Consider the following 17065-nt stretch of genomic DNA (forward strand, 5'->3'; position numbering starts at 1 on the left):
TTTAGCTTGAGCGATAAGTTTTTGCATGACTAAACTTTGGCTGGCAAAAATATCAAAAGCTTGAGAACCAACAACCTTTATTTTTGATAACCTTTTTTTTAAATACTCAATTGGTTGTAAAATAAATATTGTTTTAGATGATTCCATCACTTTTTGCAATAAAACGTGCTGAGAATCTAACACAATAATCGTATCATCTTGTCCATCTATATTTATTGTATTATCAAGATTGAAGACCTTTTGATAATTAAAGGGTTGATTTAATACTAAATCGTTTTGAGCGAATAGTGCTCTAGCTACATGATTATAGGTAACCAAAAGTTGGTCATTATCCATTTCAATGATTGCTGCTTGCATACTCTGTCCACTTTTCATTAAGTTTTAATAAATTATCACGACGATATTGCCACTCAGAACTTTTTGTTAATTCTACATAGGTGATTTTTGTATTGGTTAATAAACATTTTGCTTTATCTGATGTTAAGGAATTAATCTTATCTAATGCTGCTAATTGGTCTAAAATAGCTAATGTCCCTTGCCTATTATTACAAGCTAAAAGCAGATCGCAACCTGCTGATAATGCCGTTTGGGCTCGCTCAGCATAATTACCCATTATTGAAGCACCTTCCATTGATAAATCATCAGAAAAGATTACACCATCAAAATGTAATTGCTCACGAAGCACTGTTTTAAGCCAATATGGCGAACCGCTAGCAGGTTTATTATTAAAAGCAGGATAGATAACATGAGCAGGCATGATTGCATCAAGTTTTTTATCCGCAATCAATTTGGCAAAAATTTGCATATCGAGTTCGATAAGCGACTTTTCGCGATAATCTACAGGCGTTTCCTTGTGTGAATCAGCAATCACATGACCATGCCCAGGAAAATGTTTGCCCGTAGTTTTCATACCTGCAGCATGCATACCATCAATCATAGCGGAAGCAACGTGATAAGCAATATCGACATCTCGATGAAAAGAACGTGTACCGATAGCAAGACAATCGTGACCTAAATCTAAAACGGGTGCATAGCTAAGATCGATATCAAAAGCAATAAGTTCCATAGCCAGAACCCAACCGGCATCAAAAGCTAATGATTTAGCTTGTTCAAGATCATTAAGAACCGCAAAAGATTGCGCTGGAGGTATAGAAGTAAAACCGTCTCTAAAACGCTGAACACGCCCTCCTTCATGATCGACCGAAATTAATAAACGCTGTGAAGAGGCAGCTCGAATCTGTTTTATCAATGTCATCAATTGAGTTTGATCTTGATAATTACGACTAAATAAAATCACCCCTGCAATCAACGGATTTTGCAACAGTTTTTTATCTTCTTCAGTTAATGCTAAACCTTCAACATCAATCAACAATGGTCCCATTATTTGTTGTCCTCAATAACTTTATTTGTTTCTTTATTGATATCAGGCTGCTTAGGAAAATCTTTAGATGCAAATCTGGTTAGGATTTCTCCACTTTGTGTTGAAATTAATTCCATTGCCAGATCGACATCATTGCTTGCACTTGGTACTTTATATATTGTGGTGAAAAGAACATAGCTAGCATTTATCGATTTAGCCAGTCCAATCATCTTACCTCGTGATACCAACTTATCATCAACTGAAATCCCCAATGATTGTTTAGCTTGGCTTATTGTCTGTCTATCTACTACTGTAAACGTATTTTGCTTATGCATTAACTGATGTAATGCTTCATCTATTTGATTATTTGCAAGATAATCACCACTCCGGTTTTGAATATCACTAATAAAAATAAGTTTATTGTCTGAATTTGAAAGTGGCATATTAACTAATTTCTTGATAAATGGTGATAATACCGAATTCCAATCAGTCTGTTTAGCAATTTCAGGAGGCATTTCAATCACACCAGTATCATCAGGCTGAGTAACATCTACAGGTGGTTTCACCTCAACTTTTTGGGTATTACTAATAAGGTGACACCCCGTTAAAGCAAAAACCAGTGAACTTGTAACAAATATGCGCTTGATCTGTTTCATATATGATTACCCTATTAATCTACCAAGATTTTTACCACCTAATAAATGCATATGAAGATGAAAAACTTCTTGCCCTGCATCTTTATTACAATTCATGATTAAACGATATCCACTTTCATCAATACCTTCTTGTTTTGCAATTTTGGCAGCAACAACCATCATATGCCCAATGATTGTTTCATCTTCTTCCTTAATATCATTAACGGTTGGGATAAGTTTGTTAGGAATAATTAGAATATGTGTCGGCGCTTGAGGAGAAATATCACGAAATGCCGTTACTTTATCATCTTGAAAAACAATATTAGCTGGGATTTCTTTTCGAATGATTTTGCTAAAAATAGTTTCCTGAACCATCAAACACTCCTTTTATACATACGTCTATAAGTAAAAATGATAGGTACTCATAAGAATAGCATATTTTGATAACAAAAATGTATAGAAAACGTTACATTTTAGAATGCATTTTTATGTTTATAAAAGCAGACTAGAAAACTAATTAATTTTTTTAAACTTTTTTATTAATTTAGATGCTTTGTAAAATAATCAAGATAGAGCGTAAAAAGCGATTAGGTAGACTATTTATTTTATTAGATTTTTTATTTTTTTGATATAATGCACTACAATATATCCTCTATTAAAAGCTGACATAAATATAAAAATTTTTCTATAAAAAAGAGTGACACAAACCCACAATTAAACTTGGTATATTCATTTGTCAAAAATGATAGGTTGATATATAATGCCTCGTCGATTTCAACCGCCTATTTTTCATGTTCCTTGCTTTCAATGGGTTGCGGTTGCCCCGACAGAAAGCTGATTAATCCGTAGGGAGCGATAATGCGTCATTACGAAATAGTATTTATGGTTCACCCAGATCAGAGTGAACAAGTACCTAGTATGATTGAACGTTATACTGGTACGTTAACCACTGATGGTGGTAAAATCCATCGTTTAGAAGATTGGGGTCGTCGTCAATTAGCCTATCCTATCGAAAAACTGCACAAAGCACATTACGTGTTAATGAATGTTGAAGCAACTCAAGAAGCTGTTAACGAGCTTGAAGATAGCTTCCGTTTCAATGATGCAGTAATTCGCAGTTTAATTATGCGCACAAAACACGCTGTAACTGAAGCTTCACCTATGTTAAAAGCCAAAGATGAACGTCGTAGTTCTGAAGAAGATTTTAACGAAGTAACCATGGACGATGATTCCGACGAATAATCGTTTAATGTTATCGGGTATTGTAAAAAAAACTCCGATACAAAAAATCAGTCCAAGTGGGATCTCGCATTGTCAATTTTATTTAGAACACGTTTCTAAACAAATCGAAGCAGAACTCACAAGACAAGCATGGTGCATAATGCCTGTGATTGTTAGTGGACAACAAGAGTTAAGTTACATAAAAAAAGGCAGCAAAGTTTTAGTTAGTGGCTTTATAAGCACACATACTAAACGCAACCAAACAAGCCAACTTGTTTTACATGCTGACCAAGTTAAACTATTAGGAGAATAGCCAAATGGCACGTTATTTCCGTCGTCGCAAATTCTGCCGTTTTACTGCAGAAGGCGTTAAAGAAATTGATTATAAAGATGTTTCTTTATTAAAAAGTTATATCACAGAAAGTGGTAAAATCGTACCAAGCCGTATCACTGGTACTAGCGCAAAATATCAACGTCAATTAGCTCGCGCAATCAAACGCGCCCGTTACTTGGCATTATTACCATATACTGATAATCATCAGTAATTAGCAACAGAGGGAACATATAATGCAAATTATTCTACTCGATAGAGTTGCTAATTTAGGCAGCTTAGGTGATCAAGTTAATGTTAAAGCAGGTTACGCACGTAACTTTTTAATTCCACAAGGTAAAGCTGTATCAGCAACTAAAAAGAATATCGAATTCTTTGAAGCTCGTCGTGCTGAATTAGAAGCTAAGCTTGCAGAAACATTGAAAGCAGCTGAAGAGCGTGTTGCTCAAATCAATGCACTTGGTAAAGTAACTATTACTTCTAAAGCCGGTGATGAAGGCAAATTATTTGGTTCAATCGGTACTCGTGATATCGCTGATGCTGTTAAAGCTCGTGGTATTCAAGTATCAAAAAGCGAAGTTCGCTTACCAAATGGCGTACTGCGTACTACTGGTGAACATGAAGTGTTCTTCCAAGTACACAGCGAAGCATTTGCTAAACTTATTGTTGATATTATTCCTGAATAATTATCCAACAATAAACACAAAAAGACCCGTCATTATGGCGGGTCTTTTATTATCTATTTCACAATAATTGATTTACCTCGACCTCGAATATCTGATACGGCTTCGGGTTTATTATCCGTAATTTTTATGGCTTGAATATCACCGCTAAAATCTTGCTGTTTAAAATGATAACCCATCTGTTTAAGTTTATCTTTTAACTTCTCTGGCACTTTATTTTGAAAACGCTCAATAAAGATAAGATTCGCTGGTAATAGTTGATGATGATAACGCGGAGCATCCATTGCCGCTTTTAATGACATATGATTATCAAAAACATTTGTCACAACTTGAAAGATTGAAGTGAAAATCCTTGAACCGCCTGGTGTACCAATGACCATTGCAACTTCGTTATCTTTAATAAAAATACTTGGTGTCATAGAAGATAAAGGACGTTTATTTGGTTCTATTGCATTAGCATCTTTGCTCACGACACCAAATTGATTAGCAACACCGGGTTTACTACTAAAATCATCCATTTCATTATTTAGAATGATACCAGTGCCTTCTATTACAACAGCAGAGCCAAACCAACCATTAAGTGTATAAGTATTCGATGCGGCATTGCCCCATTTATCTACAATCGAAAAATGTGTAGTCTGTAACTTTTCACGATTATTATCTAAACCTGGTTTAACTTTTTCAGTAATAGAAATCGCTTTTGGATTAACTTGTTTCGCTCTCTGCGCTAAATAATTAGTATCAATCAATTCAGTGACAGGTACAGAGATAAAATCAGGATCTCCCATATATTCGGCTCGATCAGCAAAAACACGTTTTTCTATTTCTGCTAACAAGTGAATATATTGTGCTGAATTTACTTTTACACCTTTGAAATCATTCGCTAAATATTGTTTCATTAATAATAATTGAATTAAACCAACACCTCCTGAGCTTGGCGGTGGAGCAGTAACAATCTGCATATCATGCCAGTTAGCAATTAAAGGATCTCGCCATTTAACCTTATAATTTGCTAAATCATTTTCAGTAATTAAACCTTCATTTTTCTCCATCTGTTGTGCAATTAATTTAGCCGTTTCACCTTTATAAAATCCATCGCTACCTTGGTGGGCAATACGATCCAAAACTTTACCAAGCTCAAGTTGTTTAAATATTTTACCTTCTTGCATTGAACCAAAGTATTGCTTAAAATGACCATTAGCAGGCGCAAGTTCTTGTGCTTCTTGATAACGTTTAACTAGTTGTTTGTCTACAATAAATCCTTCATTGGCAAATCGAATAGCTGGTGCTATAACCTCTTTCCAAGGTAATTTACCAAAACGCTGATGAACCGCCCACATACCAGCAACAGTTCCAGGCACTCCCGATGCTTTGTAAGAATATAAACTCAAATTAGGAATCACATTTTTATGATTATCAAGATACATATCTTTATCAGCTTTACTTGGTGCAACTTCACGATAATCAATAAAATAAGGCTTACTGTCCATCCAAAGAGTCATAAAACCACCCCCACCAATATTACCCGCTTCAGGATAAGTAACAGCAAGAGCAAATGCGGTAGCCACTGCAGCATCGGCTGCATTTCCGCCTTTTTCGAGCACTTCTTCGGCTGCCTTTGCTCCATAATAATCAGGCGAAGCAACTGCGGCAGCCGTTAATTTTTGTGTTACGTTTTCGACAGCAAGTATTTGTTGGCTTATCAGTAAAAATACCATAAAGTAGCAATACTTTATCAATTTATGTTTAAGAGAAAACATTTTGCACCTCCTAATTAAAGTATTATTTATCGTACCCACTTAACACCAAAATACATAAAGCATATTAATAAATCATGCAACAATATGTTAAGGGGGAACCATCAATATAACATAGAAAACAAAAACATTGAGTAAATATTGCTCAGGAACACTATGCATACCTTTCCTTAAATTGTCACTTAAATGGAGTAGCAATACTCTTGTTTGGTGTAAAACGTTTTTACAGAATTACCCACAAGTGTCAACAATGATACATTTCTTAATATAATTAGCGTAAAATATCCTCCGTCTAAATAAAACTAATTTTGTTAAAAACTTTCAGGAAACACTACGTTTAAGTATAAAACAGTAGTAAATTTAGTCGGAATGATTTCTTGGATCTCAGAGAAAATAAGTATAATTGATATTTATGATTTTAACTAAAAAAGAACGTAACCTTTAATAAAAGGTATACGCCCTTATATAAAAATTAAGCTGTTTGAATTTGGTTTTCTGATTTACCTTGCTCATCTTTATACAATTTATTGTCATATAATTTGACAAAAGGAATATAGATTAGCAAAGCTAAAATAGCCGAGAATATGGCAACAATAGCCGCTTTATAATCACCGCCAGTACTAATAAATGCTCCTAATCCCATTGGAGATGGCCATGGAATTAATGCGATGATTGGATGAATAAATCCAGTATTAATAGCCAAATAACCTAATGTTCCGCAAGCCATAGGTGCTAAGAAAAAAGGGAGAGCTAAATAAGGATTGTATACAATCGGCATACCAAAAATAACTGGTTCGTTGATATTGAATATTGCGGGTACTGCAGATGCTCGTCCTAAAATTTTTAGTTGACTAGACTTAGCAAAAAACGCAATAAAAAATGTCATTAATAAAGTAGAACCTGATCCCCCTAAAATCACGAGTGAATTATTAAATTCACCAGCAAAAGGAATATGTGCTCCCGCTGTATTTTCAGTCATATTAGTTAACATAATAGGGGTAATAAATGCTCCAATAATACTGGCACCATGGATCCCAACCACCCATAGCGCATGGATTAAAAATAGGATAACCATAATACCCAACCAGCTTTTGGTAAGATTGGTTACAAAAGCAAACGGTACAGCTATAATATTGAAAATATCAGTACCAAAATAGATGAAAATACCATTAACAATGATCACAAAAAAGGCAATTACAAAAGTTGGGATCAGTGCGGTAAAAGATCGCGAAACACCTAATGGCACTGTTTCAGGCATTTTTACAACCCAATTTCGTCTAACACATAAAAAATAGAGGTTAGTTGCCACAATGGCCATAACTATTGCAATAAATATACCTGATGTACCCAAGCGAAAGATAAATGGTTGTAAGCGTAGCCCATTAAAGACTAAATTATTTTGATCATTAAGTAAGGTAATAACCCCATTTTGCATGATCAGTTCAGGCAAAGTCATGAAAAAGGCAAAAACAGATAACATCGCACCATTAAGAGCATTAACTTTAAGGCCTGTTTCTTCTGCTTCGATTTTAGTTAGTTCATAACCAACAACAAAGTTAAAATAAAGAGCCAAAATACCGATTGTCGCTGTGTTAGCAATCATATAAAGATCACTCACTCTAAAAAAAGTATTTTCAAAAAAAACCTCCAATCCCGTAAATGTCATTGGCAACGTATTGAATACTAAAAACATGGAACCTACAATGGAAAAAGGTACAGACGCCATTCCCGCAGCCATTACGGCTCGAACAATTTTGAATTGCGATATTTTAGCCATGGGCGTCATCAGATATTTCTGCAAAATAACAAATCCCGTATTCATTTTATTGTCCTCTTTTAATTAATAAATTCTTCGTAAGTTTGGATTCTTTTAAAATACTGATCCCTATTATGTTGAATATTATTTAGCTTTTTAAGCATTAAAAACGTAATAATTAAACTCACTACCAGTAATATCGCTAATACATGTAATGTTTGTTGCGTCTGTTTTAAGAATGGATAGAAAAATTGAAACAAAGGAGTGTAGAAAGTAATAACGAGTGTCATAAAGACTATTGCTAAAGTACGATAAAATAATCTTGCATAAGGCAATTTATTGCAATGATTACGATAAAGCTTAATTTGTTCCCATGTGGTAAGTATGCCCAAAACAAAAAGAGCAAGCGGTAAAATAGCGACTATTGACAATGAACCTATTAGAAAGGTTGCCCAATAAAGATTCAAAAATAAAAAAAATGCAGTGGTATAGCGAATCAATAAGAATCGATTAAAATAGAGATTAGTTAGGCTGATTTTTTTATGCATTGTTAGATTTTCTGTCATTATGCTACTCCTTATTTAGCTCTTTAGTTTTATTTCTAACTCATGATGTTTTTCATATAGATGTAACATTTCAATTGCCATTTCTCGAAAGTTCATGGTTGTCATTAAGTGATCTTGTGCATGTACCATAATAATTTCCATTGTGATTTTGGTACCTTTGGCATAATTTTGCAGTAGTTCTGTTTGGGAATGGTGTGCTTGTAAGATTTCTTTATTCGCTTCTTCAAGAAGCTGATTTGCGCCAATAAAATCAGCTTGTCTCATCGTCTTAAAAGCCTCGTGGATTTTAGTTTTAGCATTACCACTATACAAAATAATATTAAAAGCAATAAGTTGAATATCCTCTGAGCTCATTTCTTTATTCATTGCTATACCTCTTTTTCAATAAGTTGGATAAAAAGTCGTTTAAATTGGTTAAAGTTTTGTGTTTTTAACAGTTTTGTTTGCATTTCTAAATCGTCAATCAATTTGACAATAGCTTTTGTCATCATTGATAAAGTCGGGTTTTGATAAATAGATGGTGAAATCATAAAGATAAAGTGAATTTTTGGATAATTGTGATCCCAAAATAATCCACCAGGAATAATTGCAATACCAATTTTAGACAATTTTCCCACAGGCATTGCCGGATGTGGCACTACGATAGTTGGGCTAAAGAAAATATCACCTAATATGTTACGATTCTCCATTTGCTCTATCATCTTTTGTTTATAATTGTTATCTTCATTTAGTACTAAAAGATCAAGCAAACCATCTAAAACTTGTGCTTTACTTTGGGTACCACTGCATTGGTAGAAATAATCAGCGGATAATTCATCTACCATTTGTTCAACATTACTAAGATGATCTAAAGTATTTGATGATGCAAATGTTGATATTGGCTCTGTATGTGCCGAGATAAGCATAATTGGTGACGATAAATGACGACGAATTTTTTGTATATCATCTTCTGTAAAAAATACAGAGACGTGAAAAACAGGGACTTTAAATACTTTTGATGATAGATCAACTGACGAGATAATAAAATCAACCTTATCCAATACGTTGGGTTCAATTTCATAATAGCCTTGCGTTGCAACGATTTTTATTCTTTCATTAAACTCGCATTCAACGCGATTTTTTAGTAGTTGAGCACTACCCTGCCCAGTTGCACAAATAATTAACACTTTAGCCTTTTGTTCATTTTTTAACTTTTCTATCGAAGCTAAAAAGTGCAAAGTCAAATAACCCCATTCATCATCAGGAATCGTAAATTTTTTAAGTTCAGGAAGCCGGTTAAGGTATTTTTTAACTAACTCAAACAATTCTGGAGAGTTTGTTTTAATTTCATCAAGCAATGGGTTTTTCAATTTTATATGCTGTTCTAAGCGGACAATCATCGGTTTTAGGTGCTGAATAATTCCGTTTTTCAATTGCTCATCGTTTAAAAATAAATATCCAGTTTCTTGCTGTATTCTAAATAATAAATTAGTCAAAGATAAATACAGCTCGGAGTTAAAATCATTTTGAATAAAATTTGATTTACTAATCAAATGCAATGTTAAATACATTTGTTCTTCTTTAGGAAAACAAAAACCAATCACTTTTTCTACTCTATTGATGATTTTTTTAGCGACTTGATATTCCAATTTCTTTTTAGTAGATTGTGGCATATCAAGATTTTGAATAGAAAGCCCTAACTGTAACCGTTTGATACTTAATGATAAATGCAAAACGATATTTTGTATCATTACATCAGATAATTTTATTTTTGCCTCACGACACTCATCTAAAATAATAATGGTTAACGTATCTAAGCCAATTACATCATTGAACTTGTTTAAATAAGTTAGATGCTGCAGAAAATTAATCGATTCTTCATGAAAAAAATAGCTCAAAATAAAATGTCGTTTTGCTTTTTCCTCACCTTCAACATAAAACAGAGATTGACTTTTTTTAATAGTAAGCCCATAAGGTTGGAGCTGGTGTTTGATTTCTAAAATATCTTTATTTAGTTGAGAAGAACTAATAAATAATTGTTCAGCTAATGCTTCTATATCGATTTTTTGGCTTTCTAATAATAATAAATTAAGAATATGGTGTTTTCTCTGACATACTTCTCGACAATTTGCTTGTTCTACATTGCGATCTAATAAATGATGCTCAATTAAAAATAAATTGAAAGCTGTTCTATCTTTAATTTGTAATTTGTAACCATAACCTTGTTTACTAATAATAGATCCACCGTGACTTTCAATTAACGATTTCAAATCATTAAGATAAGTGCGAACAGTACGATCTGATAATGCTAACTCATTTGCTAGTAATGCACTACTTTTGAATATATCTTTAGAACGAACTAATAAACTAATAAGGTCACGCTGTTTATTTTTAATCACTATCATCCATACCTGTGTCAACTAAAACCATATTATTAATAATATAGTGAATACTTTTAACTATTACATAACATAAGTACACCACACACCAACGTAAGATAGTAAGGCGCTGCTATTTTAATAATCTATTCACAACGCCAAATCATATCGCTAAAGCCGATATATATTGATTTAAATTAGTTTATATTCTCCTCTACTAACTTAGCCAATTGTTCAATGCCTGATTGAACGGGTATATAAGCCTGAAAAGGAATACTCACAACAGGCTTACCGACTTCTTCCCCCAATTTTTTAAATTTATCAAGCATCATCATAGTTTGCGGGCTAATTAAAAAGAGTGAAAAATCACTATTTTGAATCATATTTCCGCCTTCGGTTGCCGAGACTGCATCAACCAAAATTGTTTTATCTTTGCTAGCAAAATATTCTGTTACTTTTTTAGCCATTAATGATGATGACATACCTGCCGCACAAATGATTAATGCTTTTTTCATAAATTCCCCTAAAAATAGTTATGCTTTATAAGACTTCACCATTAGACTCAATCACTCTTTTAAACCATGCGAATGAGGCTTTGCGGCTACGTTTTAGTGAACCGTTACCTTTGTTATCTTTATCAACATAGATAAATCCATAACGTTTTTCCATTTCACCTGTCCCTGCTGAAACAAGATCAATACATCCCCAAGGAGTGTATCCCATCAAATCAACACCATCTTCTTCAACAGCAAGTTTCATTTGTTTAATATGTTCACGCAGATAATCAATACGGTAAGCATCGTGCACGCTACCATCAGCTTCAACTTTATCGTAGGCGCCAAAACCATTTTCAACTATGAAAAGCGGTAAACGATACATATCAGTTAACCAATTAAGTGTATAACGAAGTCCCTCAGGATCGATTTGCCAACCCCAATCTGATTTTTTAACATATTGATTGCCGATCAGATCGGTTTTTTCGTTATATTCATAGCTTTCATTATCTTCTTTTTTCCTAATTGCATTAGACATGTAATAGCTAAAGCCAATGTAATCAACTGTTCCATTTTTCAAGATCTCAAGATCTTGATTGGTGATATCAAGTTTAAAATCTTTACGTTGCCAATAATTTTTAATATGGTTTGGATACTGACCATGGACATGAACATCACCAAAAAAATATTTACGCTCCATCGCCTTTTGTGCCATTAGAATATCACCTGGTTTACAAGTCTCTGGATAGATAGGGATCATCGCCAACATACAGCCTATTTCAAAATCAGGATTAATAGCATGACCAATTTGTACCGCTTTAGCACTAGCAACTAATTCATAATGTGCAGCTTGATACATAATCTGCTCGCGATCGTCGCTTTGTTTATAGAAAATACCTGAGTTAGTAAACGGTGCAAAATCTTCATTAAAGTTAGCTTGATTATTGATTTCGTTAAAAGTCATCCAATATTTGACTTTATTCTTATAACGATCAAAACATACCTCGGCAAAACGGACAAAAAAATCAATTAATTTACGATTACGGAATCCTCCATATTCAGTAACAAGGTAATAAGGTAATTCAAAATGAGAAAGTGTAACAACTGGCTCAATATTGTATTTTAAGCATTCATCAAAAAGATCATCATAAAATTTTAACCCTTCTTCATTTGGTGCAAGTTCATCACCTTTTGGAAAGATACGAGTCCAAGCAATAGAAGTACGAAAACATTTAAAACCCATTTCAGCAAATAACTTAATATCATCTTTATAATGATGATAAAAATCAATAGCTTCATGATTAGGATAATATTCACCTTCAATAACACCTTCAGTAATTTTACGATAACTTTTTGGTGAACCAACAGTCATCACATCAGCGACACTTATTCCTTTTCCACCAACTTGCCAAGCACCTTCTAATTGATGAGCAGCAACAGCACCACCCCACAAAAAATCTTTTGGTAAACCTCTATTTTTCATAATTAAGTACCTGTGTTTATTGATAATTCAAATTTAGTATAAAAGGAAAAAAATAGAATTACTAACCAACTTTTTCCTTATTGATCAGGAAAAATATAAGTATATCTGGAGAGGACAGGTGATTAGTGAAATGTGCAGCTTTTTGTGATATTTACCGAAATGTGATAAATATCACAAAAATGAATAATAAACTTTAAATATTTGAAGTTAACTTTTAAATAAATTCTTCAAACCCATCAGTATATTTTGATGGCACAAACTCGATAATCTCATATTGAGCAATGTGATGAATATAAAACGGATCTTTTTGTAATATTGCTAGCGCTTGCTCTTTATTCTCAGCACGACAAATAATCACACCACCTGTACGAGGGACTTTTGGACCTGATGCAATAAAATGTCCCGATCGGTAATAGTCCTCAAGATAATCAATATGCTGTGACAAATATTTTTCTACTTCAGTAATGGGTTTTACATAAGTAAGTGTATAAATAAACATAATATAGATCCTTAATAAATATACAAAAAATAAATTTTTCAAAATGTTAAGCTGTGTTGCTCAACTTAAACCATTTAAATATCTATTTAGCTACCCATTTACCATCTTCACCTTTGTGATAAACCTTTTCGACAGCAGCCCAAGCTACTTTAAAAGCAATCGTTTCTGGTGCACTGTTATCACGCCGTTTATGCGGATCTTGATATTCCTTAATTGCACTATTAAATGCTTCTTTAAAAATATCTTGCGCATGTTCAGGCAAGACATGGCGTACTGAATCAGGTAAATCTTCACGTGTTTTATATGGCATATCACATCCCCCCTCATAAATTAATTTTGATGGCTGAAAATTTAAAATGGTAATAGTAAAAATAATACTCCACCTAATCAGCTTTCAGATATTATTCCGTTTACAAAATATTTAATTTTAAAATCAATAATTATAACAATATATATTTATTAAAAATTTTATTTAACTTGTAAATTCAACAATAAAAATATTTGCATATAAACACCGCTAAATATTTGATAATGCATTTCTATCTAGCATTCTTTTAATTAAGCTAACAACAAAAATTGGGCGTAAACGTTAAATTCGTTTGTTTACATCAACAACAAATCGTCCTTTTATTTGCCCTGCTATCATTTTATTTGCCACCTCAACACAATCATTTAGTGTGATTGTATTACTAATATGAGATAACACTTTTTCATCCAGATTGTGTGCCAATAAATTCCATGCTGCCACACGTTTATCATAATTTGCCATCACACTATCCACCCCAGCTAACGAAACACCTCTTAAAATAAACGGCGCGACCGTTGCTGGTAAGTCCATGCCTTGAGCAAGACCACAACACGCCACAATGCCACCATATTGAGTTTGGGCACAAGCATTTGCTAAAGTGTGCGAACCAACCGCATCGACAACAGCTGACCACAGTTCTTTTTGTAATGGTTTACCTGTTTCTTTTAAGGTTTGACCATCAATAATATTTACTGCGCCAAGTTGTCGTAAATAATGATCTTCTTCAATTTTACTCGTTGATGCGGTGACTTGATAACCAAGTTTAGTAAGTAATGCAACGGCAATTGAGCCAACTCCACCACTAGCACCTGTTACCAAAACCATACCATCTTGTGGTTTTACACCGAAATCAACAATACGTTGGACACAAAGGCCTGCTGTATAACCTGCCGTACCAATTGCCATTGCTTGATAATCTGTAAGTTTGTTGGGCAAGGGTATTAGCCAATCAGATTTTAAATAAGCATATTGTGACAAACATCCCCAATGAGTCTCGCCACACCCCCATCCATTTAATATAACTATATCGCCTTTTTGATAGCGACCACTACGACACTCTAGCACAATACCAACACCATCAATACCTGGTATCATTGGCCACTGTCTAACAACAGGACTTTTATTAGTTAAAGCTAGCGCATCTTTATAGTTAATACTTGAATAGGTTATTTGGATTAAGGTATCACCTTCTTGCGCTAATAACTGCTGTTTACTAATACTCTTTAAGGAGCATGAAAACCCCGTTTTTTCTTCTTTCGATAAAACAATGGCATTAAATGGCATAGTGTCTCCTCATCACATATAGTATCGGAACATCTAAATAATATAAGAAACCGCTTAAATATTAGATGTTATTTTAATATTCAAGAAAAAGCAATGTGATATGTTTGGTTGTGAGGAATAAATAAAAACTGAGCTGATAATAACAAATTACCATGCTCAGTTATAAATCAGAGTTACCAATTAAATAGGCTTGAATACTTAATTTTTAGTCGTATTATTTTGCTTTTTCTGCGCGGCTGATGAAACCGCACCAATAAATACAACATCACTTGATGAATTTAATGCAGTTTCAACCGAATCTTGAATGACTCCGATGGCAATTCCAATGCCAATCACTTTAGCTGAAATTTCGTTAGGTATACCAAACATACTACAAGCGACAGGAATAAGCAGTAACGATCCACCCGCAATCCCTGATGCCCCACAAGCACATACTGAAGTTACAATACAAAGTAATACCGCGGAATAGATATCAACATGTATACCAGCACTAGCTGGCATTGAGTTGACGGTGGCTAGAGTTAAAACCGTTATAGTAACGGCAGCACCTGACATATTAATTGCAGCGCCTAACGGTACTGCAACCGAATAAGTATCTTCATCCATTTTATATTTTTTACAGATCTCCATATTAACGGGAATATTTGCTGCTGAACTTCGGGTAAAGAAGGCTGGGATCGCACTCTCTTTTAAAGAGGTAAATACTAATGGATAAGGGTTTTTGTGCATAACTAAATAAGCTAATAATGGATTTATTACCAATGCAACAAACAGCATACAAGAAACTAACACAACCAATAGATGTGCATATTTCAGTAATTCACCAAAACCTGTTTCAGCTAGCGTTGAGGCCACTAATCCAAATACCCCTAAAGGAGCAAAGCGGATAATAATTCTTACAATAAAAGAAATAGCATAAGACAGATCATTCATCATGGTTTTAGTACTTTGGCTTGAGTGTCTTAATGCCAAGCCGATACCAACACCCCAAATGATAAGACCAATATAATTTGCATTAATTAGTGCATTTATGGGATTATCGATCATTTTTTCTAGCAAGGTTTTTAAAACAGCAGCAATACCGTTAGGTGGTGTAAGTTCAAGGTTATTTAACGTATCACCAAATGAAATCTGCGATGGAAATAAAAAACTAGCAATGGTTGCTATTAAAGCAGCTAAGATCATACCGACAAAATAAAGAGCAATTAATGGTCTCATATTGGCTTGTTTGCCATGTTGATGATTTGATATTGATGCAATTACCAAAATGAGCACTAGTATAGGAGCAACCGATTTTAAAGCATTAATAAATAGCCCACCTATAAGTGACATCGCTAATGCGGTATCTTTCGAAACCGCAGCAAGAATAATACCAAATATTAAACCCAACAAAATCTGCGGTATCAGCCCTATTTTAAAATAAAAACGAACCAAAGGATTGGATGAGTGCGTCATACTACTTTCCTGTTTATTTAAGACAAGCTCAAAACCTTACCATATTTAAGCAATAAATTTATATAAAAAAACATCACAATAAACTTTTTTTATATATTACTTTAATTAATCACTAAGTTTAATTATTAATTGAAAATCAAGTTAAGCTTAAAATCATCGCTTTTGGAAAAAAATCATAGAAAAGCCGTAGCATAACTCAGGCACGAAAAACGTGAGAAAAGATGACAAATCATTCAATTTATCTCAATTACCATTAGTGATCTATAAATAAAATTGTATATTTGCTTATTTTTGAATTAAAACTAATTAGATAAAAAATGGACAAAAAACTAGGTAAATAGCAACAGTGCTAGCCAAAAGTATAGCTACAAGGAAATTACTCACTCATTCAAATTTAGACAGTCATAACCTAAAAACAAGGAAAATCTCAATACATTATTTGCGTATCTTTAGAAGATTCGCAAAGCAGTTTATGTCACCAATGTGATAGAGTCTTTAAATAGTGTTGTTTCTATCCCATCAAGAAACGTAAGATTTTCCCAACCAATAACTCAGTTTAAAAAATCGTTTATTTATAACAATCCAACTCACTTCAGAAAAATGGACTATGCTTATTCAAAACTAAAAAAGTGCAATAGGTCGTTTATTGTAAAATTTGGTGACAGAATCAACCGTCACCTTTTGATGGCAAATACACAAAATTTAGAATGTGGTCTATCATTATGGCGATCTTATTTTAGATAGTTTGGGATCTTAAATCCGTAATAACATTAAAATAATAAATATATCAAATAGATAATATAATAATATCATCCACTAATTCTTAACTAATCATTATTTTCCTTGCCCTGGAATATGTTTTTTACCATAAACCCTT

18 protein-coding genes are annotated in these 17065 nt (G+C 33.5%); 4 read left to right on the top strand and 14 right to left on the bottom strand.

The features are described from left to right. Positions 1-337: 337 nt before the first annotated feature. From nagZ to ACGH49_RS05260, 3 genes are read right to left on the bottom strand one after another with little or no spacing between them, the layout of a single operon-like run. Positions 338-1381 (bottom strand): beta-N-acetylhexosaminidase, encoded by a 1044-nt coding sequence (gene nagZ, locus ACGH49_RS05250; protein WP_411588496.1) that lies wholly within the window; start codon positions 1379-1381, stop codon positions 338-340. Next, positions 1381-2016: a hypothetical protein gene (locus ACGH49_RS05255; protein WP_411588497.1), complete on the bottom strand. Its 636-nt coding sequence runs from the start codon at positions 2014-2016 to the stop codon at positions 1381-1383. Before ACGH49_RS05255 ends, nagZ begins: the two co-directional genes overlap by 1 nt. Before the next feature lie 6 nt (positions 2017-2022). Continuing rightward, the gene (locus ACGH49_RS05260) at positions 2023-2370 is read right to left on the bottom strand and encodes an HIT domain-containing protein (RefSeq protein ID WP_411588498.1); all 348 of its coding nucleotides are present in this window, start codon (positions 2368-2370) and stop codon (positions 2023-2025) included. 483 nt (positions 2371-2853) lie between these two features. Here ACGH49_RS05260 and rpsF point away from each other — a divergent pair, with 483 nt between their 5' ends. Genes rpsF through rplI form a run of 4 tightly spaced genes read left to right on the top strand, consistent with a single transcriptional unit; the run spans position 2854 to position 4233 of the window. Further along, positions 2854-3237, top strand: a complete 384-nt coding sequence (gene rpsF, locus ACGH49_RS05265) for a 30S ribosomal protein S6 (protein ID WP_065590872.1) — start codon at positions 2854-2856, stop codon at positions 3235-3237. Beyond that, positions 3221-3529 carry a primosomal replication protein N gene (gene priB, locus ACGH49_RS05270; protein ID WP_065626143.1) on the top strand — a complete coding sequence of 103 codons (309 nt, stop codon included), beginning with the start codon at positions 3221-3223 and terminating at the stop codon, positions 3527-3529. Before rpsF ends, priB begins: the two co-directional genes overlap by 17 nt. A 4-nt stretch (positions 3530-3533) precedes the next feature. Continuing rightward, a complete protein-coding gene (gene rpsR / locus ACGH49_RS05275) occupies positions 3534-3761 on the top strand; it encodes a 30S ribosomal protein S18 (RefSeq protein WP_025314965.1) in 228 nt (75 codons plus the stop codon). A gap of 22 nt (positions 3762-3783) precedes the next feature. Beyond that, positions 3784-4233, top strand: a complete 450-nt coding sequence (rplI, locus tag ACGH49_RS05280) for a 50S ribosomal protein L9 (RefSeq protein WP_296210427.1) — start codon at positions 3784-3786, stop codon at positions 4231-4233. 53 nt (positions 4234-4286) lie between these two features. Here rplI and ggt read toward each other — a convergent pair whose 3' ends face one another. From ggt to sstT, 11 genes are all read right to left on the bottom strand, one after another. Continuing rightward, positions 4287-5948, bottom strand: a complete 1662-nt coding sequence (gene ggt / locus ACGH49_RS05285; RefSeq protein WP_411588515.1) for a gamma-glutamyltransferase — start codon at positions 5946-5948, stop codon at positions 4287-4289. Between the two features lie 511 nt (positions 5949-6459). After that, the gene (gene celB / locus ACGH49_RS05290) at positions 6460-7809 is read right to left on the bottom strand and encodes a PTS cellobiose transporter subunit IIC (protein ID WP_065590869.1); all 1350 of its coding nucleotides are present in this window, start codon (positions 7807-7809) and stop codon (positions 6460-6462) included. Positions 7810-7823: 14 nt separating this feature from the next. After that, entirely contained in the window at positions 7824-8309 is a 486-nt protein-coding gene (locus tag ACGH49_RS05295) for a hypothetical protein (protein WP_411588500.1), read from the bottom strand. Positions 8310-8324: 15 nt separating this feature from the next. After that, positions 8325-8663: a PTS cellobiose transporter subunit IIA gene (locus ACGH49_RS05300; protein ID WP_411588516.1), complete on the bottom strand. Its 339-nt coding sequence runs from the start codon at positions 8661-8663 to the stop codon at positions 8325-8327. A gap of 14 nt (positions 8664-8677) precedes the next feature. Next, positions 8678-10687, bottom strand: coding sequence for a BglG family transcription antiterminator (locus ACGH49_RS05305; RefSeq protein WP_411588501.1), 2010 nt, complete (start codon positions 10685-10687; stop codon positions 8678-8680). A 176-nt stretch (positions 10688-10863) separates the two neighbouring features. Further along, positions 10864-11181: a PTS cellobiose transporter subunit IIB gene (locus ACGH49_RS05310; RefSeq protein WP_065590867.1), complete on the bottom strand. Its 318-nt coding sequence runs from the start codon at positions 11179-11181 to the stop codon at positions 10864-10866. 25 nt (positions 11182-11206) lie between these two features. After that, positions 11207-12643, bottom strand: a complete 1437-nt coding sequence (locus tag ACGH49_RS05315) for a 6-phospho-beta-glucosidase (RefSeq protein ID WP_065590866.1) — start codon at positions 12641-12643, stop codon at positions 11207-11209. A gap of 214 nt (positions 12644-12857) precedes the next feature. After that, the gene (locus tag ACGH49_RS05320; RefSeq protein WP_174786440.1) at positions 12858-13142 is read right to left on the bottom strand and encodes a YciI family protein; all 285 of its coding nucleotides are present in this window, start codon (positions 13140-13142) and stop codon (positions 12858-12860) included. An 82-nt stretch (positions 13143-13224) separates the two neighbouring features. Further along, positions 13225-13452 (bottom strand): ChaB family protein, encoded by a 228-nt coding sequence (locus ACGH49_RS05325; protein WP_065590864.1) that lies wholly within the window; start codon positions 13450-13452, stop codon positions 13225-13227. Positions 13453-13731: 279 nt separating this feature from the next. Then, positions 13732-14733, bottom strand: coding sequence for an MDR family oxidoreductase (locus tag ACGH49_RS05330; protein ID WP_411588504.1), 1002 nt, complete (start codon positions 14731-14733; stop codon positions 13732-13734). Between the two features lie 198 nt (positions 14734-14931). Then, the gene (gene sstT, locus ACGH49_RS05335; RefSeq protein WP_411588506.1) at positions 14932-16188 is read right to left on the bottom strand and encodes a serine/threonine transporter SstT; all 1257 of its coding nucleotides are present in this window, start codon (positions 16186-16188) and stop codon (positions 14932-14934) included. Positions 16189-17065: the final 877 nt, after the last annotated feature.

The sequence above is a fragment of the Gilliamella sp. BG7 genome (assembly GCF_046635565.1).
GTDB classification, from domain to species: domain Bacteria; phylum Pseudomonadota; class Gammaproteobacteria; order Enterobacterales; family Orbaceae; genus Gilliamella; species Gilliamella apicola_P.